Genomic DNA, 21992 nt, shown 5'->3' with positions numbered 1-21992 from the left:
GCCGTGATGCTGCCCGCGGAGAAGGAACTGCGTGCCGTGCTGGCCCGCTTCGCCGAGGCCCGCTTCCGCCACGACCTGCAACCCACCGGTCACTCCAGCCGAGAGCTGGAGGACACCTCCCACACCCTCTGCGTCATGACGGGCACACCTTCGGTGGGCGAGGCGCTGAAGGCCGCTGACGCGCTGCTGGACAGGATGCGGGCGGACCGCCGGGCGGCCGGCAAGGCGAGTCAGCGTCTGGCTGCCTGACCAGCAGGAGCCACCCCGTCCGCACTCGGGCCGGCCCCTCCGGCAAACCGGTGCCGAGCCGTCGAACGCCGCGACCTCGTCCTCGCCCATGACCAGCACTTGGTCCAGTCGGGGCCCATCTCCACGAGCGATGACTCGTGCAGGCCCGATGCCGCCCGTGAGTTCGAGACGACCCGCAGACGGTGAGTACCACCTGCACCGCACGCCGCCCCCTGTGAGGCTCGGCTTATACACTTTTGGGATGGTGGAGCGGTGTGAGGAGTGGGTGACGGCCGCACCGATGCCGCCGCTGCGGCCGTTCATCGAGAGCTACTGCGGCTACCGGCTCGCGGGGTTTCCGCCCGGTCTGCACCGCGGCCTGCCGTCGCGCCATATGACATTCATTGTCAGCATCGGCGACGACATCGACGTCGTGGCCCAAACGGATCCCGCGCAGTCACCGCAGCACTACGGGTGTGTGCTCAGCGGCCTCCAGGCCACGGCGGCTCTGATCTCTCACAACGGCGACCAGGAGGGCGTGGCGGTGGAGCTCACGCCCCTCGGAAGCCGGGCCCTGTTCGGCATGCCTGCGGGCGAGCTGTGGAATCTCTCGGTCGAGCTCGGGGAGGTGGTCGGGCCGATCGGTCGCGAGCTGCGGGAACGTCTGCAGAGCACCGCCGAGTGGGAGAACCGATTCGCCGTCTGCGACACCGTCCTGGGCCGCTTGGCCGGGGGCGGCGCGCCGGCGCCCGAGCTGCGCTTCGCGTGGGAGGCGGTGGTCGCTTCCCACGGTGAAGTGACCGTGCGTGACCTGGCCGAGGAGAGCGGGTGGAGCCGCCAGCACCTCGCCCGTCGCTTCCGCAGCGAGTTCGGCCTGACACCGAAACTCGCGGCCCGGGTGGTGCGGTTCGAGCGAGCCCAGCAGATGCTGCGACGCTCGCCGCCGTTCGTGTCGATCGCCCAGGTGGCGGCGGCGTGCGGGTACTACGACCAGTCACATCTGACCCGGGAATTCGCCGCGCTGGCCGGCTGCACACCGACCGAGCTGCTCGCGGGTGATGTTCCATCCGTCCAAGACAACCCCCCCGACGCCGGGGCATCGTCATTCCATGAACACCAACAGCACCACCACGACAGCCGGCGTCTGGCCGTGCCTCACCTACCGTGACGCGCGCGGCGCGATCGCCTTTCTGACCGACGTCTTCGGCTTCCAGGAGACCGCGGTCTACGCCCGCGAGGACGACCCGACGGTCGTCGAGCACGCCGAACTGCGCTGGCCGCTCGGCGGCGGCGTGATGCTGGGTACGTCCGCGAAGGACGAGTCCGCCTGGGGACGACGCGCTCCGGGCAACGATGCGATCTACGTCGTATGCGACGATCCCGACACGCTCTTCGACCGAGCCGTCGCCGCCGGTGTCCAAACGGTTCGCGGCCTGGTCGACGAGGACTACGGCTCACGCGGCTTCACCGTCCGCGACGGCGAGGGCAACCTCTGGAGCTTCGGCACCTACCGGGGCGAGGGCGCGGCGCCGAAGGCCGATCGCGAGACCTTCGCGGCCCTGCTCAACGAATGGGCCGCCGCCATCGTCGCCAACGACGCCGAGGCGATCGGACGCTTCGCCGCCCCGGACTGGAAGTTCGTCACCAACACCGGCATCACATCGGGCCAGACCTTCCTCAAGCTGGTTGCCTCCGGCGACCTGACCCACGACACCATGAACCTCGACCTCGAGCACTTTGCGGCGACGTCCGACACAACGGTGCTGGTCACGACACACGGCACGAACAGCGGCGCCTATCGGGGGGAGCCGTTCAGCGCGGACGAGTGGGCCACCGACGTCTTCGTATGGGACGGAGAGCGGTGGCGGTGCACCTTGACCCAGCTGACGTCGGTCGAGCAGCCGCAGCCTGCGGCCCCCTGACCATATCGGTCGGCAATCGGCCGATGGCCCTCTTCCGCTACCCGCCACCGCCCGTCCAGCCAACCTCACACGGACATCAAGGGGGCACTTCAGCGTTGCAGACCCTCCGGGCCCTCCGCTCGCGTGAACCCGTGGCTCCGCTCCACTGTCGCGACGTGCAGCGTGTAGCTCTCGTACCAGTCTGCTCGTCCGCGCTCTTGAGCCGCTCGGTGCTCGACGTTGTTCCGCCACTCAGTCAGGGCATCGGCGTCGCGGAAGTAGCCGACGCTGATGCCCAGGCCGCCTGGAGTCTGCGCGTTGTCCATCCCCAGAAACCCGGGGACGTCCTTCACCAGCTCCTCCATGCGCACGTTGGTCTCGCTGTATCCGCTCTGTTCCGGGGTCCGCACCGCAGCGAAGACCGCGACATAGTACGGAGGTTCAAAGGCCTCAACGGGCATGACAGGTGCATTCGAGTTGTCGCTCATGACGAAAACCGTAGGGCTGGGCCCACTCGGCGAACCAGCGTCTTTCCTCAACGGGATCCATACGGGATCCAATTCTTGACCAAAGCCACCCGAGCCTCCTGTTGGTCAGTGGTCGTGATCACCGGGAGCGTGCGCCTTGGTGAGGCTGCAAACGCCGTCCCCGCACCGGCGCTCCAGGCGGCCGCGGGAGATGGTTTGCGCCAGGCCGACCATCCAGCAGGTAGGGCAGCCGCGGAAGGCGATCAGGGCCAGTGGGGCTGCCAGCAGGGTGGCCGGGCCGGCGACGGGCACGAGAGTGATCGAGGCAATGATCAGCCCGAAGCCGATGGCGCCGCGCGCCAGATGACGCGGGACGGAGTCGCTGGCGAAGTTCATCTGGGGCGCAGCAGCCTGGTCCTTCGCGGCCTGCGTGGGCTTCACGGCGTTCGCGACGTACACGGTGGTCAGACTCCTCCGGCTGGTTGGTCGATGGTTTGATCGCGCGCCCCATCAGTGGCTTGACGCAGTGGTTGCTCTGTCACCGCCAGAGACGAACGCAGCGCTGCACGTGCTCTGTGCAGCCGCGACTTCATCGCGGCGGTGCTCAAGCCGAGCGCATGGGCTACGGCCCTGCCAGGCAAACCCTGAACGTCCCGCATGATCAGAACCTGCCGCAGGTCATGGGGAAGGGCGCTGACCGCAGCCGCGATCCGCTCCGCCTCCAGCCTGTGCAGCACCGCGTCCTCGGCGGACGGCTGCACCGTCGTCTCCGGTTCGGCCGGTGCCCCGTCGCTTCGTGAGACGAGCTGCCGTACCTGCCGGAGGCATTCGTTGCGCACGATCCGGAACATCCATGAGGCGAGCGCACCTGTGGCCCGCAACGTGCCGATCTTCCGGTAGAGGATGATCAGAGCCTCCTGCGCCGCGTCCTCCGCGTCTTGCGGTGAGGAACACAGCGACAGGGCGAACCTGCGCACATGAGGCTGCGATTCCATGACGACGGTGGTGAGCGAAGCGACGTCGCCGTCCTGAGCGGCCTTGATCAGCCGCTCGTCCAGCCACGTAAAACGTTGGTTCATCCAAAGACTCCTACCCGGAAGGCGCCCTACGGGCAGGTGCTGGTCAGCTTCCGCTCTTGTAGCGCCGCATCAGGTGCCAACTGCACGCACCCACGAGCAAGGCTCCGATCACGACGAGGCCAGCGACCATCATTGGTGGTTCCTCCCAGTTCTGCCGGCCCGTTCGGCCGGTACACAGACAAGAGGCGGGGAGGTCCGAAAAGGATTCGCCTCCGGCCGAAGTCTTTTCTGAACGCCGCTCCGGATACATCCCAGCTCGGCGAGACGCGGGTGGTTAAGGTGCCACCGTCGTGACGGCGCCGCGCCCGGGGCTCACATCCCGCCTGCCTCGATCCGGTCGGCCTCGATCCGGTCGGCCTCGATCCGGTCGGCCTCGATCCGGTCCGAGGCAGGCTTCAGAGCCGAAAGCGGGTTTGGGTGAACCCCTCACCGCGGCCGAACGCGAGGACCTTCGACGCCCGCACCGCGAATACCGGAACCACCTCATCCGACCCAACAGCCGTCTCCGGCTGGGGTCCTTCAGGCCGATGACGAAAGCCGCCCTCGACGGCGTCGTAGGGCCACTCGATCTTTGCCAGCCAGAGATCGGCGAGCCGTTGCAGCGTCATGAGGTCGGTGACGCGATCCGCCCGCCCTTCGACGACGATGTCGAGGCCCTCCCGGTACGAGTTGCTGCCGGTGGTGAGGATGCAGTTCGGGTTGCGCGCGAGGTTGCGGCCCTTCTGCTCCTCAAGACCCGTGGAGAAGTGCAGCGCACCGTCGAGCCACATCGCCGGCAGCGGTGCCACATGCGGCCGACCGTTGGCCCGGACCGTCGAGATCCAGAAGATTTCTGCTCGCTCGAGCACGGCGACCACTTCATTCCACGGGGTCGCCGTGGCACCAGCGCTGCTGTAGTCGGGATGAAGCTCCGCAACCGGTTCGTTCGTCATAGCACCGCCGCCTTCGTCACCGGTCGCCGCGGTTCCCGCACCGGAGTGCGGGCCTGAGCAGCTACCGGTCCTCCTCCTGGCTGTTTGCACTTCGACCCTAATTACAGGTCGGCCGAAATCGCGGTAGCCGCGCAGGCTCCGCGACTACCGCGTCAGGTGTGGCATCTGAGGCAGGACCTCGGCTTGCGCCTGCCCGATACCGCACAGACCAGAAGTAACGGCTCTGCAATGCGCCGCAGTTGGGGAATCCTCGATGCGTAAGGTCAACGGTGCCGATCCGTCTGGACCCGGGAGAGGGGAAAGCATGCGGCCCCCGGAGGACGACGTAGGCAGGAACGCCGAAGGCGATCTGGTTGACTTCCGGCGCGGCATCTTCAACGGATGGGTTGTGGGGGTGCAGCACAACGCCGCGCCTCGTCCTCCGGCGTCGTGGCCGTGCCAGGTCGGAACGATGCCCCCGCAGGCGGTGTGCTTTCAGGACCGGGCGGAGGTTGCCCGGCTGGCTGCGGCGCTCGCCGGGGGTGGCGCGGCGGTGGTGACGCCGGCCGCGCAGGTGGGTGTGGTGGTGGGGTTGGGTGGGGTGGGCAAGACCCAGCTCGCCGCCCACTACGCCCGCGGTCTGTGGCGTGCCAGGGACCTGGACGTACTGGTGTGGATCACGGCCGGCAGCCGGGAAGCCGTCATCAACGGCTACGCGGATGCAGCCGCTCGCCTGCTGGGCATCGACAGAGACGACCCGGTCGGCGCGGCGTCCGTATTTCTCGCCTGGCTGGAACCGAAGGCGGACCAGATCCCGTGCCGTTGGCTGGTCGTTCTGGACGATGTGAGCGATCCGGCGGATCTGGCCGGGCAGTGGCCGCCGCTCTCACCGACCGGCCGAGTCCTGATCACCACCCGCCGTCAGGATGCCGCTCTGACCACCGGTCGCCACCACATCCCCGTCGGCCTCTTCAGCCCCGATGCGTGCTTGGCCTACCTCGCCCAAGCCGTGGCTCACGACGAGCCTGTGGAAGAACTGGTGGCCCTGGCCGAAGACCTGGGCCGCCTGCCGCTGGCCCTGTCCCAGGCCGCCGCCTACCTCACCGACACCGGGACCTCGGCCGCCGACTACCGGCGGTTGCTGGCCGACCGCACCACCACGCTGCGGACCGCCGCGCCCGACTGCTTGCCCGACGGACAACGACTCACCACGGCCGCCACCTGGGCACTGTCGATCGACCACGCTGACCGGCTCCGCCCGCCCGGCCTGGCCCGCCCGCTCCTCCAACTCGCGGCATTCCTGGACCCCAACGGCATCCCCGACACTGTCCTGGCAAGCCGCCCGGCCCGCACCTACCTGGCTCTCCACCGCACCGGCAGCGCCACGACCGGTTCGGTGGACGGAACACAGGGCCGGGAGGACGTTCCCGAGCAGGAGGTCCGCTGGGCATTGAGCGCGCTGCGCAGGCTCAGCCTCATTCAACACGAACCCGGCACCCCCCACACCGCGATCCGCGTCCACCAACTCATCCAGCGTGCCGTCCGCGACACCCTCGCCCCTGACCAGCACGACCGGGCAGCCCAGGTGTGCGCCGATGCACTGCTCGCCGCCTGGCCCGAAATCGAGGACGACATGGCGCTGGCTCAGACGCTGCGTGCCAATACCGGTGCTCTCGCCGCGTGCGCGCCAGACGCGCTGTTCCAACCGGACGTACACGGGGTTCTCTACCAAGCCGGCAGCAGTCTCGGCGAAGCAGCCCAGTTCACCGCAGCGTGTGACTACTTCAACCGCCTTACTGACACCGTCACCGGCCGCCTCGGCCCTGATCACCCCGACACCCTCATCTGTCGGCACCGTCTGGCCTACTGGCTAAGCGAATCGGGCGACAGAGCAGGGGCCGTCTCGGCATTCACCGACCTGCTCGACGACCAGAACAGGGTGCTGGGCGAGGAGCACCCGGACACGTTCAGAACGCGGGCCGGACTGGCCTATGAGCGGCTGGCGGCAGGGGACACCATGGGAGCGCAGAGAGCCTACGCCGACCTTCTGCCCCGCATGTCCCGCATCCTGGGTCAGGACCACCTCGACACCGTCATCGTGAAGCACGCCCTTGCCTACGTGCAGACCGTATCGGGGGATACGGCAAGCGTGACCGACGCCCTTGTCGCGCTGATCGCCGACCGGAGCCGGTTACAAGGAGTGGACCATCCCGAAACTCTCGCAGCCCGTCACGACCTGGCTTACTGGCTGGGGGAATCAGGGGATGCGGCCTCAGCCGCCGCTGCCTACGCCGACCTGCTACCCCATACGGTACGAGTCCTGGGCAGGGACCATCCACTCACTCTCAACGCCCGGCGCTACCTGGCCCACTGGCGCGGAGAGGCTGGAAACGCCGCCACGGCCGCCGACATCCTCACCGAACTGCTCCCCCACATGAGCCGGGTACTCGGCCAAGACCACCCCCGCACGCTCATCGTGCGACACGACCTCGCCTACTGGCAGGGCGCCGCGGGCGACGCGGGCGCGGCCGCCACCGCCCACGCCGACATGCTTCCTCACCTCATTCAAGTACTGGGGGAAGACCACCGGCTCACCCTCATCCTCCGCACCAACCTCGCCCGCTGGCACGGCGAAACGGGGGACGCGTCCCGCGCCGCCGCCGCCCTCACGGCGCTGCTCCCCCGCATGATCCAAGCACTGGGTGAGAACCACCGACACACGCTGATCGCCCGGCACTATCTGGCCCACTGGCAAGGAGAGATGGGGGACACAGCCGCGTCCGCCATCGCCCTCACCGAACTGCTGCCGCACATGATCCAGGTGCTCGGCGCGAGCAACCCCCACACGCGAAGCGCACAGCACAACCTGGCCCGCTGGCAACGCGGTTCGTGAAAACACCGCCGCACCCAGCACAGCCGGCGCCGCGGGAGCAGTCTCACGCCGCCGTGGTCAGCGCGGTGGCCGTAGCGATCGCTATGTCGGCGCGAGCATGGATGACCAGGCGAATGTCTGCCTCAGTATCCGCGCCGGCCGCGAGGAGGCGTCGCACGGGAGCGCTGTGCGTTGCAACAGACATGACCAGGTCGAGGCGGCTGCACAAGCTGTGCGTCCGCAGGACCACGCTGAGCGCCGTCGGGGCTGGTGCGGGCTGGGCAAGGACGATCACGACCGAAGCCGGCCGGTACGCGTGGACGAGGTCGCTGATCCGGCCAACCGGGTCGGTGTCCGTGCCGGGGTTGTCATGCATCGTGACGACGAGCACTTGATGCACCAGCGTGTGAGTCATCATCGCGATGCGCTCCTCTCCCGGCAGGGCCGGCACGGCCGACCTGGCATGCCCTGTCCGGATTCCCGCTCTCAGGGTTTCAATGCGAACAAGGCGGGACGGAGCGTCTCGGTCGCCGTAGGGCCGCCGCGCGGGCTCAGGGGCTGGGTTGCAAGGTCTTTGCCTGCTGCAAGGGTCACCACGCTCTCAGGGGGGAACTCGGACCGCAGGCGCCGCCCGGTGTCTTCTCCGGTGACGGAAGGCGGCAACGATGGGCAGCCTGGATGGTCCGCACGAGGCGGTTGCCCGGGCTCTCGACACCCTTGGCACAGGGGCTTACCTGGCGGACGAGCAAGGTCGGATCACCGCCGTCAACACGTGCGGCGAACAGCTCCTGATCCGCTCCGCCGCTGATCTCGTCGGCCGGGACGCCCACGACCTGCTGCACCGCACCAGCCGCGGGGAGTCCGTACCGCGGGCCCAGTGCCGTATGCGGGAGAGCGTTCTCAGCGGGCGGACACAACAGGGGGACGACTGGCTCGCGCGCGGAGACGGCACGCTGTTGCAGGTGGGGTGGCTGGCGACTCCCTGTGACCTCGGCAGCCGTCCGTCGGCCACACTCGTCCTGTTCCACCCCCTGGGGCGCCCAGGGGAGCGATCACCGGCCGGGAGGCGGCTCTCCGAACTGGAACGGCTCGCTCTGCTCGCCGAGACGACCACCTTGCTCACCTCCACCCTGGACATCCATGAGGCGCTGCGCCGCCTCATCAGCCTCGTCGTGCCGCGCATCGCCGACTGGGCCGTCATCGACCTGATCGGCGAGCGGGACGAGGTGTCCCGGTTCGCCGTCGCCCATGCCCAGGACGGCACCGTGATGTTCCGGGAGGACCTCCAGGGGCCCATGCCGCCCGTGCCGCAGGAGTCCCCGATGCCCTTGTCCCGCGCCCTGCGCGGGGTCGCGACCTCGTTCGCGGGTCCCGAGACCTATCAGGGGCCGCCCGACTCGGGCATCGCGGTGGAACAGCGGCGTCTGTTCGAGGCGACCGGCATGCACTCGGCCGTCCTGGTACCGCTGCGCAGCCTGCACGACGTGATGGGTGCCCTCACCCTCGGCCGCGCCGACCAACCCGATCGGTTCACCGCGGCCGACACCGCCCTGGTGGAGGACATCGCCCGACGCGCCAGCCTCGCCTTGGAGAACGCCCGCCTCTACCAGCGTCAGCGGCAGGTCGCCGAGACCATGCAGCGCCATCTCCTGCCGAGGCTTCCGCGTGCACCCGACCGCGGCATGACCGCCCGCTATCTGCCCGCGCCGGACGCCTCCCACGTCGGCGGTGACTGGTACGACGCGTTCACGCTGGCGGACGGGGCCATCGCACTCGCCGTGGGGGATGTCGTAGGCCACGATCTGGAGGCTGCGGCCGGCATGGCCCAGTTGCGCAACATGCTCCGGGCCTACGCCGTGTCTCAGCAGAAGCCGCCGAGCAAGATCGTGGAATGGCTCGACCGGGCGACCCGGGACATCAGCGAGATTCCCATGGCCACGCTGGTCTTCGCCCGCATGAAGGACAACGAGGCCGGCCGGTGCGAGCTGTCTTGGACCAACGCCGGACATCCACCGCCCTTGCTGGTCACCCGCGAGGGTGTGGCGCGCTACCTGACCGACGGCCACGGGATCCTTTTGGGCGTAACTCCCCATCAGAGCCGTCCCGACGCGACAGCTGAACTGCCGCCCGAGGCGACCCTGGTTCTCTACACCGACGGCCTGATCGAGTCGCCGGGCCGAAATCTGGACGAGGGTCTGGAGCGCCTGCGCCGGCATGCCGCGTCCCTGGCCCATCGCCCTCTGGAATCCTTCACCGACGAGTTGTTGTCACGGGCGCGCCCGCCGGACAACGACGACGACGTGGCCCTGCTGGCCGTACGACTCGGACCCGGCCGGGCTTGTTGACACCGCCGTGCCGTGGCTGCCGCAGGAGGGTCGCTTCGTGATGCGCCTGCCAGGCGAAGCGCCGAAGTGCAGGAGACCGATGAGCCGGTTGAGCAGGGCGGTGGCGCGGCTGCGGTCGGCTAGTAGTCCGGCGGGGAGGTTTCGGAGAGGGCAGGGATCAGCGGAGTGGCTTCGGCTGCGGTGACCCGTTGGCGGGTCTGCAAGTCGGCGGCGCGCACTGAGGCATCGCGGGCACGCTCGCCCTCCTCTGACCCTGCTCATGTGGATAGCCGGCAACGGCGATCTGCTCCGGCCGCGAGTTCGGTTTCATGGCCGCAGATCGGCGACGTGACTGTTCACAGGATCGGTCGCCCACAATACGGCCGACGCGACTCAGAGGGCGTACTCGTCCCACGCCGTGACCGCAGCCCGTTCGATTGCCGGTCGAAAGCCGGCAGCCGGCGACCGCTCAGCCCTTACGGGCGGTCAGCAGCAGGTACTCCCACTCCATGGCCCCGTCGCGCAGCGCCCCGCCCGCCAGGTCGGTGAGGGCGGCGTCCAGGGCGGCGGTCCGCTCCGGGTCGTCGGCGAGGTTGCGGTAGACCGCGATGGTCGGCCCGTAGGCGGCCTTGAAGAAGTCGCGGAACTCCTCCGGCTCCCCGAACGTCTCCACACGGATCGTCCCGCGGCGGGCCTCGACGTCGGTGACGCGGTCGCCGAGCAGCGTGCGTACGTGCTCTTCCTGTCCCCACAGCGGCGGCGGCTGGGCACCGGGGGGAGGCGGCGGGGCGTAGGGCTTCATGGTGGCGAACATCTGCCCGATGAACCCCTCGGGCGTCCAGCTGAGCAGCCCGATGGTGCCGCCGGGCCGACACACCCGCACCAGCTCATCCGCGGTCACCTGGTGGTGCGGGGCGAACATGACGCCCACGCAGGACATCACCGTGTCGAAGGTGCCGTCCTCGAACGGCAGCGCCTCGGCGTCCGCCTCCTGCCAGCTCAGCTTGGCGCCGCGGGCTTCGGCCTCCTGTCGCCCCACGGCCAGCAGTTCGGGCGTGAGGTCGGAGGCGACCACGTCACCGCCTGCCAGCGCGGCCGGGATCGCCGCGTTCCCTGCCCCGGCGGCGACGTCCAGCACCCGGTCACCCGCCTTGACCGCGCAAGCCTCCACCAGCACCGGCCCGAGCCCTGCCACCACCTGCCGTGCCACCGCCGGATAATCGCCCAGCGCCCACATCGTCCGGTGCTTCGCCTTCAGCGCTCGGTCCGCCTCACGCGCGTCCGCCGTCTCCGCCATGCCACGTGCCTCCCTCGCCCGGTACCGATCGCCGTCCTCTTTCGAGCCTAGAGGCCGACGCCTCCCCCGCCACCCGGACGCCGCCGATCCGCTGGCCGGGACCATCCGGGGCAGGGCCGACGCCGCGGGGGGCCGCATCAGCCGCATCAGAAGACCGGACTTCGTCGCGCTACGGCCTGTGTGCCGCCACCAGCCTGGCCTAGCCGGCGCACGGGTGGCTACGCATGACCGGTTCCGCACCGGCCCGACGCCGGGACGGCAGCATCAGGCACCTCGGAGGCAGGCCTGGCGAGCCGTCGGCCCTACCCCGCCTACGGCCAGGACGGTGGAGCAGTCGCTCACTCCCGCCTTACACACATCGGTCCGGGAAACGGCACAGCGTCGATCGTCGTGCTCGCCGACGTCACCGCACCGACGGCGCGGCTTCCTCTGCCGGATCCGTGCGCAGCCAGATGGTGCGCTGCGGGAAGGGGATGTCGATGCCGGCGGTGTCGAGGGCTTCCTTGACCCGGCGACGGAGTTCGCGTGTGACGGCCCACTGCTGCAGCGGAGCGGTCTTGACCGCGATGCGGACGATGACGCCATCGGCGTCCAGCGACTGCACACCCCACACGACGGGGTCCTCGAGCAGCAGGTCGGCGAAGGCCGGGTCCTGACGCAGGGCGTGCCCCGCTTCCTCAAGCGCGCGGTAGACGGCGTCGAGGTTGGCTTCGTAGGCCACGGCAACGTCCAGTACGGCGCGGGCCCAGTCCTGGCTGTCGTTGCGGACACGCATGATCTCGCCGTTGCGGATGTGCCAGAGGCCGCCGTTGAGGTCCCGCACATGGGTCAGACGCAGACCGACGTGCTCCACTTCCCCGACGGCTTCTCCGAGGTCGACCGAGTCACCGACGCCGTACTGGTCCTCAACCATGATCAGCAGGCCGGACAGATAGTCGGCGACCAGGCTCTGGGCGCCGAAACCGATCGCCAGGCCGACAACGCCCGCACTGGCCAGCAGCGGCGCCAGAGCGATCCCCACTTGGTCGAGCACCATGGCGACGCCGACCAGGGACAGGATGATCGTCACAGCGCTGCTGAGTACCGAGCCGATGGTGCGGGCTCGCTGCTCGCGCCGCTGTCGGCCCAGTGAACGGTCGCGGTGCATGACGGCCAGGCCCCTGCCCGATGCCCGTGGCAGCCTGCGCTCGTCGTCGCCGCCGGCAGGCTCCAGGACGTGACGGACGATCCGGGTGATGGCCCGCTTGGCCACCCAGCGGAGCACTGCCAGGACGGCAATGATCAACGCGATGCGGAGCGGTATCCCGATCAGCGCGCTCGTGTGTTCGCCGACCCAACCTGACCAGGGGGCGGCCATCTGTACTCGGGTGGTCAGGCCCGGCTCTGCGGGTGGGAGTGCGGTCAGCAAGGAAAGGCTCCATCTCTCGACGTACCGGGTGGTTCGTCGGCCGCGCCTACCCACTCTCGACGCAAGCATGATCTTCCGTGCAGGGCAGCCCTGACTCCGAGCGCAACGGGCAAGCAGGGTGGAGCACCGCGGATCCGGCGCGCTGATCGACAGTCGCCGCGCCTGCTCCACCGGCGGCAGCCCGACGGGCCTACCCCAGAATCACGGTGCGCCGGGCGGCCGTCCAGCAGCTCAGTCGGCACGCCCAGTCCCCTCCGCCCCCAGCGGAGTCTCATGTCACCACCACCGACGTCGCCCCGACCCTGACCATCCTCAGAACCTGCCTGGTCCGTCAGGCAGCCCTGCGGTCTCGCGGGAAGTTGGCCACGCAGCAGATCACTCGTCTACGGCCGCAGCGTCGACCTCGTGGAGAGTCCCCCCGTCGGCGAGGGTCGCGCGCACACTCCCCCGTACGGTGTCGTCGGGCGCGCGGACCGCCAGCGTACGGCCGTCGACGGTCTCCTCCACGTCACCGCTGACCCGCAGAGCGGTAACCTCGCGGCTGCCGGCCGCCAGGAGATACGTTCGGCCTGACGGCGCCTTCCATGAGGTGGCCGCCACGACGTGCTGGCCGAACCTGCTGCATGCGGCGGTGGAGCGGGCCTGCGCCACCACCTTGGCCGGTGCGTCCGGGGCGTCGGAGGACTTCCGGAACTGCACCAGGACATCCCCGGGTCCGCGCCAGCTGGAGACCCGACTGCACGACCACAGCGCGGTGCCGGCGCCCTCGGGCAGGTCCTGTTCGGCGAAGTCCCAGTGGTTGACGGCCCGTACGTCCCGTCCGCGCAGCGCCTCGAGCCGGCACGCGCTGTGCGCCCAGCTCTCGAGTGCGGCCGAGCTTGTAGCCTCCCGCGGCTGGCGGGCCCGCTGGTCCTTGCTCGGCAGCGGCGTGTACGTGAGGTGGGTGGAGGTCAACCCGCCGAGATCAGTGACAAGGAATGCGTGCTTCTCCACGATGCGGCTTGAGGAACGCAGCTGGAGCACCGGCCAGGATGAGCAGTCGCCGGCCCCGGCCGGGGCAGGCACGGCATCGGTGAGGCCGTGCGCGTTCACGGAGAGCGGGCTGCCGGGGGTGTCGGGCCGCAGCAGGTCCCGCGTCTCGGCCTCGGCGATCCAGGGTGCGGTCAGATAGCGGACGGAGTCGTCGCTGCGGGCGACCACCAAAGCCGCGGCGGTGGTCACATCCGCCTCGTCGGTCCGGGCGAAGGCCAACTTGGCCTGCTCGCCCCGCTCTGAGTAGCGGACTACTTGGTCTGCCTCGTGGAACAGCACGACGGTGGTGTCGTACACCTTGCCCGCGTACAGCAACTGCGGTGCGCGGCGCGGAGGTTCCGCGGTGGTGGCGGCGGTGGTGGTGACGGAGGTACCGGCCGACGGATCTGCCCAGACGTGCAGGGCGCGGCTCAACAAGGCCTTGTCGTCGGCCAGTTCACCCCGGGCGGGCCAAGCGGTGAAGTCGACCCGGGAGGTGTCCGCCCACTCCCCCTCCGGTACACGGACCACCTGTCCGAGGCCGGGCACCTTGACCACAGGAGCCGCCCGCAACGGCTCCCCGGGGCCGGTGGTGGTCACAGCCAGCGCCGCACCGGCCAGCGCAGCGGCCGCGAGACCCGCACAGGCCATGTGGCACCGGCGCCTGCGGCGCAGCAGGTCGGTCGGCCGGATCTGCACGGAGCAGGCGTCGAACTCCCTTGATCGCAGGAGCGTTTCCGCCGCAGGGCCGGCGTCTTGTTCCAGCCGGACCGCGGTCCGCAGCGCCCGCTCGGGCCGGTCCTCGCCCGCCGCCCGCAGCAGGCGCAGGACCTCCTCATCCGGCAGCTCCTCCAGGTGGCGCAGGACGAACGCCGCCCGGGCCGCCGCGGGTACGCCGGCCAGCAGCCGGGCCAGCTGGACTTCCTCCTCGTCGCCTGCGCGCGGGAAGAGCCGCAGCCCCCATACCACCGGCAGGGCGGGCCGCAGCCGACGCGGCGGCGAAAGCCGGCTTGGCCAGCCACGCGGCCGGACCTCGTAGCGCAGCGCCTCCCTGAGCACGCGCTCGCGCAGCCACGCACACTCCTGTGACACGCCACTGCCCCGCTGCGCGGGCACACGCCGTCTTGCCGGGGCCGTCCGCAGCCCCGGCAAGGCGCGCTGGACGATGCCATGTGCGACCAGGACCCTGCGATGCCTGCCGAGTGAGGCCGGCAGCGTCAGATAGGCCAGGGAGACCAGCCCGGGATACTGACCGACGAGGGTGACCTCGGCCTGCTGGATCGTGGTGCGCGCGCTGCCCCTTGCGGTGCGCCGGTGGTCAGTGGACATGAGCCGTACAGCCTTCCCGCGGGTGATGCCATGACGTCCCTGCGCTCAACCAAACGAGTGACCCGCGCGATGGTCACCTTCCACCACTGCTCCGCACATCCCGGCGCCAAGGGGGGCTACGTCAGACGTAGTTCCAGCGTGTCCTTCGAGGCGCCGCCACCGCAGGCGGGAGCGCCTGCGGCGAAGTAGGCGCGGCCACGCACCGCACCGGCGCCGAATCCGTGCCGACTCTGGGGCAGGGGGCTCTTGGCGGACCAGCCGTCGGTCGCCGGGTCGTAGACGGTCACGTCGCCGAAGGTGCCTCCGCCGGCGCCGCATTCGCCTCCGGCGTAGACGATGCGACCACCCAGGACGACCGCGGCGCCGGCCGACCGGGGTGCCGGAAGCGGTGCCGCGGAGCTCCAGCGGCCCGTGCCGGTGTGGTAGACGTCGTGGCGGGCCAGGTTGTCGGTCACGTCGGCCACCCTGCCGCCGAACACGTGAACGTCGCAGCCGAGGACCGCGATGCCTGCGTGATCGCGCGGTTCGCCGGGCAGCGCCTGCGCGGTGGACCATCGCCGCCGGAGGGGGTCGTACACGAGGTGGCTGTTCACCGTGCCGAACCCCAGGGAGATCGGGGGGTCCGGAATCGTGACGACCGACGTGGATTCCCGCCCGCCGATGAGGTGGAGCTTGCCGCCCACGGCTGCGACGGCAACCGACCCGAGCTTCTGCGGCATGTCGGGCAGTCGGCTCCACCGGTCCCTGGCCGGGTGGTAGACGTAGGCCACCGGTTGCGGGTTCAGGTGCACCGCGTCGGTGAAGCCGCCGAAGGCGTACAGCCTTCCGTCGAGGGCGGCCACCCCGACGTGGGTGAGCGGGCGGGGCAGCGGGGCATGTGACGACCACCGGGCCGTGCGCGGGTCGTAACTGGTGACCACATCCGATGCCCAGACCGGTGCCGCGTTGTCCTGCTGGAGGGTGCCGCCGACGACGTACAGGCGGCCGTCAAGGGCGGCGGCCCCGACTTCGGCGCGGGCCTGCGGCATGGGTGTTCTGGTCCGCCACCGCGCGTGATCGTCGGCGTCGGACTCGTTGGCCTGGGCGCTGCTGTGGGGCGTGCCCAGGCCGAGGGTGGTGATCGAGAGTCCCGCCAGTGCGCTCAGGGCACTTCGTCGTGAGAGAGGCATGACCCGACTGTGTGGGTGGCTCCTCGTCGGCGTCCATTACCTATCCGGGAGAGCTGATACCGGATGGGTATCGCGGCTGGCCCGGGCGGCGCGCATGGTTCTGTGATCAGTAGTGATACCGGTGCGGCTCGGGGTCGCGGATTGGGTCTTGGACGTGGCCCGGGCTCGACCAGCAGACCGGCACGACCGGCACGACCGGCACGACCGGCACGACCGGCACGACGAAGGACTCTTCACTTCTACTGGGAGTTTCAAGCGCTGGTCTGGAGGAAGTGCTCGGCGCGCTCGGTCTGGTTCTGCCGCCGCTGACCGGCATCGCGCCCTGGCTCGCCCTGGTCGCGGCCCTCGGGTTCGTGGTTCTGCGGATCGGCGCGACCGGGGTTCACCCGCGGGGTTGGCTGGCCACTACGTGGCTGTGACCTCGCGCGGGGCGGCCTGCTGGGCGGGCCGGTCAGTGGGTGCGTCGCCGCGCTGAGCGGAGCCGCACGGTCCTGACGGCTCACCTCGGTCGCCTCAGGTGCGGTAGGCGGCGGTGGCGATCTGCACGAATGAACGCAACAACGGGTTCGTGTCATCCGCCTTCCACACCGCCACGACGCGACTCGGCGCCATGTCGGTCAGCGGGACGACGGCCAGCTCCTCGGAAAGGTCGTGCCCCAGTGGGGCCATGCCGACCGTGCCGTTCCACAACACGGCCTGCACGCACTCCTGGACGCCACGGACGACCGGCCCCTCACGCGGTTCCCCGCCGTTCCAGTACGACCGCCAGAGCGGATCCGTGCCGTCTGGGAACTGGAACCAGCGCCGCGCCGCCAGGTCGGCCAGCTCCAGACGGTCGCGGCGGGCCAGCGGGTCGTCGGCGCGCAGCACCGCGCCCACCGGGTCGGCACGCAGTTCGCGCACGATCAGGCCCGCCTCGTCGAACGGTGCGCGGGTCAGGGCGACGTCGACCAGTCTGGCACGCAGTCCGCAGGTCGGGTCGGTGAGGTCGGTCTGGCGAATGCGGACCTCGACCTCCGGGTGCCGGCGCCGGTACGCGGCGGCCAGCCGCTGGGCACCCGGGTCGGTGCTGTCGCCCAGCAGGCCGACCGTGAGGACGGCGGCACCGGCGGCCGCGGCGACCCGGACCCGCACCCGGTCGGCTCGCTCCAGCAGGGTGCGCGCCTCGTCCAGGAGTGTCGCGCCGGGCGGGGTGAGTGCGACACCTGCGGCGGAGCGGTAGAGCAAGGAGGTACCGAAGTCGGCCTCTAGCTGCCTGATGGCCCGGCTGAGGGGAGGCTGGCTCATGCACAGTCGGGCGGCCGCCCGGCCGAAGTGGAGTTCTTCGGCCACGGCCACGAAGTAGCGAAGGGTGCGCAGCTCCATGGCCGTTGACGATACCCGGACGGTATCTTTCCTGGCCACGCCGTGCCTGACGCGGTAAGGCGGCGGGGCGGCGTCGCTCACCTGCGACCTCTGACAGGCCCCGAGCCGATCGCGCCGCATCGCGCGGAGTACGGCGGACGGCGGCGGACAGCGGCGGCCGACGCGACGATCGCCTTACCGCCGATGTGCGGACACCATTCAAATACCGGTATAGTTTTACCGGTATAGTTATTGGCCACCGCGAGGAAACTGGCACATGATCGAGATTCTGAACCCCTCCCTGCTGACCCGGGCAAAAGACACGGGCGCCCTGGTCGCGGACATCCTGCAGAAGCTGAAGGGCCGGAGCACGGTCGGCACGAACCTCCTGGACATCGACCAGTGGACCAAGACCCTGATCGCCGAGGCAGGAGCCTCATCCTGCTACGTCGACTACGCACCGTCCTTCGGACGCGGCCCGTTCGGTCACTACATCTGCACAGGCGTCAATGACGCGGTGCTCCACGGCCGCCCCTACAACTACACACTCGCCGACGGCGATCTGCTCACGCTCGACCTCGCCGTCTCCAGGCGCGGCGTCGCGGCAGACGCCGCCATCAGCTTCGTGGTCGGCGACACGCGTCCCCCGGAGAGCATCGCGATGATCGAGGCGACCGAGCGCGCCTTGGCCGCAGGGATCGCCGCTGCCGGGCCCGGAGCCCGCATCGGCGACATCTCCCACGCCATCGGCACGGTCCTACGGCGAGCCGGATACGCGATCAACACCGAATTCGGCGGGCATGGCATCGGGTCGACGATGCACCAGGACCCCCACGTACCGAACACCGGCCGCCCCGGCCGCGGTTACAAGCTCCGCCCAGGACTGCTGCTCGCGCTGGAGCCATGGGTCATGGCCGACACCGCCGAACTCGTCACCGACGCGGACGGCTGGACGCTCCGCAGCGCGACGGGCTGCCGGACAGCGCACAGCGAGCACACCATCGCCATTACGGAAGACGGAGCCGAGATCCTCACGCTGCCGACGCCGACGCCACCGAAGGGCTGATGCCCCGGCACGGCGAGCCGGTCACCTCGATTCCGGCCTGCGCCCGTGGGTTCGGTCGATCCACGTCTCACCCCCACCGACGCGGCGATCGACAGCACGGCCACCCGCACGAAGAACGCGGAAGCAGTGGTCTGCGGGCTCCTCCATCACCGCACGCGTACAGTGTCGGTGGGCGCGGTGAGATCATGAGGAGTCTGTTGTGACCGCCGTCAGTCCTGAGCACACCTCCGTCCCCAGCGACACGGGCGAGGTGACGCTGCTGATAGCCCGTCGCGTGGAACCCGGCTACGAAGCCGCATTCGAGCGGTGGGCGAAAGGAATCCTCGAAAGCGCCGCCGCCTTTCCCGGGCACCTCGGATACGGGCTGTTCCGCTCTTCCGGAGGTGACGCCCCATGGTTCCTCATCCACCGCTTCCGCGACAGCGAGGCGTGCCGAGCGTGGCAGGAGTCGCCGGAGCGCGCGGCCTGGTTCGCCGACTGCGACGGACACCACCACACCGAGATCGCCCGGCGGAAACTCACCGGAATGGAGACCTGGTTCGCCAAGCCGGGCTCGACACGGCCTGCGCCGCCGCGATGGAAGATGGCGATCAGCGCGACCTTGGCGATCTACCCGATCTCCGTGGCCGGCAGCCTCTTCCTGCTGCCTCATCTGACAGCACTGCCTCTGCTGCTCAGCAGCGCGGTTGTGGCCGGCGTCTTCAATGTGCTCATGACGTACGTGGCGATGCCCGCCGTGAGCAGACTTCTGCGCGACTGGCTCACGCCATAGCGTGAGAAGGGCCGTTGGGGGTGTGCATCGGATCGACAGCTCGGCAGACATCCCCCCGGTCCAGCCGCACAGGCGGGACCCGCCGACGGGTTGCGGCCGGTGGCCGCAGGGCGCGGCCCGGCCCCGGCGCCAGCCGTTGTACGCACCGCAAGTCGCTGATTTCGACGCTTAAACGGTGCAGTTTGCCTTGGTGCGACCCGGGCGGGACGGTGTGAGGGGACCTTGTTCTTCAGCACTTCACGCAAGGAGCCGATGATGACGACGCAGGAAACGGCCCTCTATGCGTACCTCAGTTATGCCGACGCCTCGGCGGGCATCGCGTGGCTGGAGGCGCTGGGCTTCGTCACGACCTCACGTCAGGACGGAGGAGGCGGCGCGGTCGTCCATGCCGAGCTGTGTCTGGGGGACGCCGTCGTCATGGTCGCGAGCTCGGACGCCCCCTACGACGTCCCGCCCGTGAGAGGCCTCTCGACGGGCGCCGGCCTGTATCTGGCCGTAGCCGATGTCGATGACCTGTTCGCCCGCGCCGTGGAGGCAGGCGGGCAGTCGGTGTTCCCTCCGGAGGGCACCGAATGGGGCAGCCGGCGGGCACGCGTACTCGATCCGGAAGGTCATGAGTGGAGCTTCGGGAGCTACCGGCCGGGACAAACTCCGCCCATGTGATTCCGGGACCCGCAGGAACTGCTGCGGCCGGGCTTTCTGAGCGACGCGGTCACGTTGATCACTGGATGCGCGTCGGCAAGTTCCGGCAGGGCGCATCCGAACGCATTCGCGCAACGGAAATGTGGGCGTGTGTGATGCGCTTTGTCCCGTTTCCGGAAAATCCGCTTGCCTGATCAGCGATGCTACGGAGGTCGATGATGACTGAGCAGCTGCGTCCTCCCAGTGAAACGCCCGCGGTAGAAGGGTCGACCGCCGAGGCTCACCAGGAAAGGCCGGATGGCGGGATCTGGGACCACCCCTTCTGGTGGCTGTCCCTGGTCGTGATCGGCTCCATGCTGATCGCCGCACTCTTCCTGGTACGGGTCATTGCCATGTGATCACCGGTCCTTTGACACTAGGCCTGCAAGATCCGCTCAGCACACGCCTGAGCCGCGGCGGAATCGTGTCCCGCGAGCCATCACCTCGATGCAGTGGGGCCCAGCGGGCGCCCGCGGCGGTACGACCCGCCGTGACCATGAGAGGCGTCGCCCGAGGGCGGCCCAGCAGCAGGCCGTCCGGACCTCCAAGGTGCCTCCTACACTGGACAGGCGTGGTCCAGCCGCCTCCCGGCACCTGGCCCCCACCTCGCACCGGAGCACACATGCACGACCCCTCCCCCTTCACGGATGACGACGGTTCCGGCACCCTTTTCGCCCTGGACGCCCTCCGGACGGGGCCGGCCGCGGAAAGCGCCGTCCGGGGACAAGCGAGCGCGGGCCCACTGTTCCGGGACTCCGCGGCGGCCCGCCGGATGTTGCCCGTACGGGAGATCCTCGCCGAGCCGGCCGCTGCAGCGTCCTCCCGCGGACGGCAGATCATCGCCCGGTTCCCCGAGGCGCGGCTGACCACCGTGGACTCCCACTGGGGCATCCCCGGACTGCACGGCAACGAGGGCAATGTCGACCGTTGGGTGCGCGTGAAGAGCGAGACCCTGGTCCTCGGCGAGAGGAAGACGCTCACCACGCGCCCCAACGGCAGGTCCGCGGACTGGATCGCGCCGGGCGCGTCCAACGGCTGCGCGATGGCATGTGCCTACTGCTACGTGCCGCGGCGCAAGGGGTACGCCAACCCGATCACCGTCTTCACCAACATCGACCAGATCGTCGCCCACATCGCCCGCCACGTCGCACGGCACGGACCGAAGCCGGAGCCCAACCAGTGCGACGACACGGCCTGGGTCTACGACATCGGTGAGAACGGCGACTGCTCGGTGGATGCCCTGGTCTGCGACAACACGGCCGATCTCGTGTACGCCTTCCGCCATTTGCCTACCGCCAAGGCGTCCTTCGCCACGAAGTTCGTCAACCCCGACCTGCTCGCGCTGGACCCTCAGGGCCGTACCCGCATCCGCTTCTCCCTGATGCCGCCGGACGACTCCCAACTGCTGGACATCCGCACTTCGCCGATCGCCGACCGAATCGCCGCCGCCGCAGACTTCCTCGACGCCGGTTATGAGGTGCATTTCAACTTCTCGCCGGTGGTCGTCCGGCCCGGCTGGCAGGACGCCTGGGCAGACCTGCTCCGGGAGCTGGACGATGTCCTGCCCGAGCGGGTGCGGCGGCAGGCGGCCGTCGAGGTGATCATGCTTACGCACAACCGGGATCTGCACGAGGTCAACCTGGGGTGGCATCCCCGTGCCGAGGACGTCCTGTGGCAGCCCGGCCTCCAGCAGGCCAAGCGCTCCGAGAACGGCGCCCTCAACGTGCGCTACCGCAACGGCGTCAAAGCCGACGCTTTGCACACCCTCCGCGGCCTCATCAGCTCGTACGCCCCCTGGCTGCGCGTCCGCTACGCCTTCTGATGCCGTAGCGACACCGTCGTGCACAATGACCCGCGGGATGATCGGTCCTGGTCGCAAGGCATGCCGTCAGATGCTGCGACGGCTGCACCCTGACCGCTGCAGCATCACGCGGCGCCGGGCCAGGACTGGCACCGTCTGGACCCGGCGCGGTTCGCAGGGGTCGGGCCAGTGGTGGGTCGTCGTGTGCGCAGCCACGCCGAGTGGTAGATCCGGGTTCATCAAGGGCAAAGCGGCCGTCCAAGGTGCCATGGGCGGCGGTGAGACCTCGCCGGCACTGACGCAGGATGCTCACGGCCGCCGGCCCCTGGGCT

Annotated in this window: 20 protein-coding genes and 1 pseudogene; 11 read left to right on the top strand and 10 right to left on the bottom strand. The window is 69.7% G+C overall.

From position 1 onward, the window contains the following. The first annotated feature begins 3 nt into the window (after nt 1–3). The 3 genes from AC068Z_RS36745 to AC068Z_RS36735 all read left to right on the top strand — a co-directional run bounded on the left by AC068Z_RS36745 (nt 4) and on the right by AC068Z_RS36735 (nt 2150). Nucleotides 4–249 carry a DUF5133 domain-containing protein gene (locus AC068Z_RS36745; protein ID WP_478566097.1) on the top strand — a complete coding sequence of 82 codons (246 nt, stop codon included), beginning with the start codon at nt 4–6 and terminating at the stop codon, nt 247–249. A 241-nt stretch (nt 250–490) separates the two neighbouring features. Further along, nucleotides 491–1396: a helix-turn-helix domain-containing protein gene (locus AC068Z_RS36740; protein WP_478566094.1), complete on the top strand. Its 906-nt coding sequence runs from the start codon at nt 491–493 to the stop codon at nt 1394–1396. Continuing rightward, complete coding sequence (locus AC068Z_RS36735) at nt 1338–2150, top strand: DUF4440 domain-containing protein (RefSeq protein WP_478566091.1); 813 nt, start codon at nt 1338–1340, stop codon at nt 2148–2150. The genes AC068Z_RS36740 and AC068Z_RS36735 overlap by 59 nt, the downstream gene beginning before the upstream one ends. 89 nt (nt 2151–2239) lie before the next feature. Here AC068Z_RS36735 and AC068Z_RS36730 read toward each other — a convergent pair whose 3' ends face one another. From AC068Z_RS36730 to AC068Z_RS36715, 4 genes are all read right to left on the bottom strand, one after another. Next, entirely contained in the window at nt 2240–2617 is a 378-nt protein-coding gene (locus AC068Z_RS36730) for an antibiotic biosynthesis monooxygenase family protein (protein ID WP_478566088.1), read from the bottom strand. 105 nt (nt 2618–2722) lie between these two features. Beyond that, complete coding sequence (locus tag AC068Z_RS36725; protein ID WP_478566323.1) at nt 2723–2992, bottom strand: hypothetical protein; 270 nt, start codon at nt 2990–2992, stop codon at nt 2723–2725. A gap of 68 nt (nt 2993–3060) precedes the next feature. Next, nucleotides 3061–3675: an RNA polymerase sigma factor gene (locus AC068Z_RS36720; RefSeq protein WP_478566085.1), complete on the bottom strand. Its 615-nt coding sequence runs from the start codon at nt 3673–3675 to the stop codon at nt 3061–3063. 395 nt (nt 3676–4070) lie between these two features. Further along, nucleotides 4071–4607, bottom strand: coding sequence for a pyridoxamine 5'-phosphate oxidase family protein (locus AC068Z_RS36715; RefSeq protein ID WP_478566083.1), 537 nt, complete (start codon nt 4605–4607; stop codon nt 4071–4073). 304 nt (nt 4608–4911) lie between these two features. Between AC068Z_RS36715 and fxsT the strand changes: the two genes are divergently transcribed. Continuing rightward, complete coding sequence (gene fxsT / locus AC068Z_RS36710; RefSeq protein ID WP_478566080.1) at nt 4912–7479, top strand: FxSxx-COOH system tetratricopeptide repeat protein; 2568 nt, start codon at nt 4912–4914, stop codon at nt 7477–7479. 43 nt (nt 7480–7522) lie between these two features. Here the strand turns inward: fxsT and AC068Z_RS36705 are convergent, their stop codons facing one another. Beyond that, the gene (locus AC068Z_RS36705; protein WP_478566077.1) at nt 7523–7909 is read right to left on the bottom strand and encodes a hypothetical protein; all 387 of its coding nucleotides are present in this window, start codon (nt 7907–7909) and stop codon (nt 7523–7525) included. A gap of 214 nt (nt 7910–8123) precedes the next feature. Here AC068Z_RS36705 and AC068Z_RS36700 point away from each other — a divergent pair, with 214 nt between their 5' ends. Then, nucleotides 8124–9803 (top strand): PP2C family protein-serine/threonine phosphatase, encoded by a 1680-nt coding sequence (locus AC068Z_RS36700; RefSeq protein ID WP_478566074.1) that lies wholly within the window; start codon nt 8124–8126, stop codon nt 9801–9803. A gap of 448 nt (nt 9804–10251) precedes the next feature. Here the strand turns inward: AC068Z_RS36700 and AC068Z_RS36695 are convergent, their stop codons facing one another. The 4 genes from AC068Z_RS36695 to AC068Z_RS36680 form a co-directional block, all read right to left on the bottom strand. Continuing rightward, on the bottom strand, nt 10252–11079 hold the full coding sequence (locus AC068Z_RS36695; RefSeq protein WP_478566071.1) for a class I SAM-dependent methyltransferase: 828 nt from the start codon (nt 11077–11079) through the stop codon (nt 10252–10254). A gap of 403 nt (nt 11080–11482) precedes the next feature. Continuing rightward, nucleotides 11483–12487: a mechanosensitive ion channel family protein gene (locus tag AC068Z_RS36690; protein WP_478566068.1), complete on the bottom strand. Its 1005-nt coding sequence runs from the start codon at nt 12485–12487 to the stop codon at nt 11483–11485. Between the two features lie 375 nt (nt 12488–12862). After that, a complete protein-coding gene (locus tag AC068Z_RS36685; RefSeq protein ID WP_478566065.1) occupies nt 12863–14827 on the bottom strand; it encodes a hypothetical protein in 1965 nt (654 codons plus the stop codon). A 116-nt stretch (nt 14828–14943) separates the two neighbouring features. After that, nucleotides 14944–15996 (bottom strand): Kelch repeat-containing protein, encoded by a 1053-nt coding sequence (locus AC068Z_RS36680; RefSeq protein WP_478566062.1) that lies wholly within the window; start codon nt 15994–15996, stop codon nt 14944–14946. Nucleotides 15997–16256: 260 nt separating this feature from the next. On the opposite strand from AC068Z_RS36680, the pseudogene AC068Z_RS36675 reads away from it, so the two are divergent. Beyond that, nucleotides 16257–16415 (top strand): annotated as a pseudogene (locus tag AC068Z_RS36675) (DoxX family protein); the annotation flags it as partial. 94 nt (nt 16416–16509) lie between these two features. On the opposite strand, the gene AC068Z_RS36670 reads toward AC068Z_RS36675, so the two are convergent. Beyond that, entirely contained in the window at nt 16510–17361 is an 852-nt protein-coding gene (locus tag AC068Z_RS36670) for a LysR family transcriptional regulator (RefSeq protein WP_478566059.1), read from the bottom strand. Between the two features lie 256 nt (nt 17362–17617). Between AC068Z_RS36670 and map the strand changes: the two genes are divergently transcribed. From map to AC068Z_RS36645, 5 genes are all read left to right on the top strand, one after another. Further along, nucleotides 17618–18406, top strand: a complete 789-nt coding sequence (gene map / locus AC068Z_RS36665) for a type I methionyl aminopeptidase (RefSeq protein WP_478566056.1) — start codon at nt 17618–17620, stop codon at nt 18404–18406. Between the two features lie 199 nt (nt 18407–18605). Beyond that, a complete protein-coding gene (locus tag AC068Z_RS36660; RefSeq protein ID WP_478566053.1) occupies nt 18606–19178 on the top strand; it encodes an antibiotic biosynthesis monooxygenase in 573 nt (190 codons plus the stop codon). A gap of 255 nt (nt 19179–19433) precedes the next feature. After that, nucleotides 19434–19841, top strand: coding sequence for a VOC family protein (locus AC068Z_RS36655; protein WP_478566050.1), 408 nt, complete (start codon nt 19434–19436; stop codon nt 19839–19841). Between the two features lie 197 nt (nt 19842–20038). Then, nucleotides 20039–20218, top strand: coding sequence for a DUF6480 family protein (locus tag AC068Z_RS36650; RefSeq protein ID WP_478566047.1), 180 nt, complete (start codon nt 20039–20041; stop codon nt 20216–20218). A 263-nt stretch (nt 20219–20481) separates the two neighbouring features. Continuing rightward, on the top strand, nt 20482–21681 hold the full coding sequence (locus AC068Z_RS36645; RefSeq protein ID WP_478566044.1) for a spore photoproduct lyase family protein: 1200 nt from the start codon (nt 20482–20484) through the stop codon (nt 21679–21681). Nucleotides 21682–21992: the final 311 nt, after the last annotated feature.

The sequence above is a fragment of the Streptomyces sp. NPDC043726 genome (genome assembly GCF_056436565.1).
The sequence above is the reverse complement of the archived record's forward strand: the minus strand, read 5'-3'. Positions and strand labels throughout refer to the sequence as shown.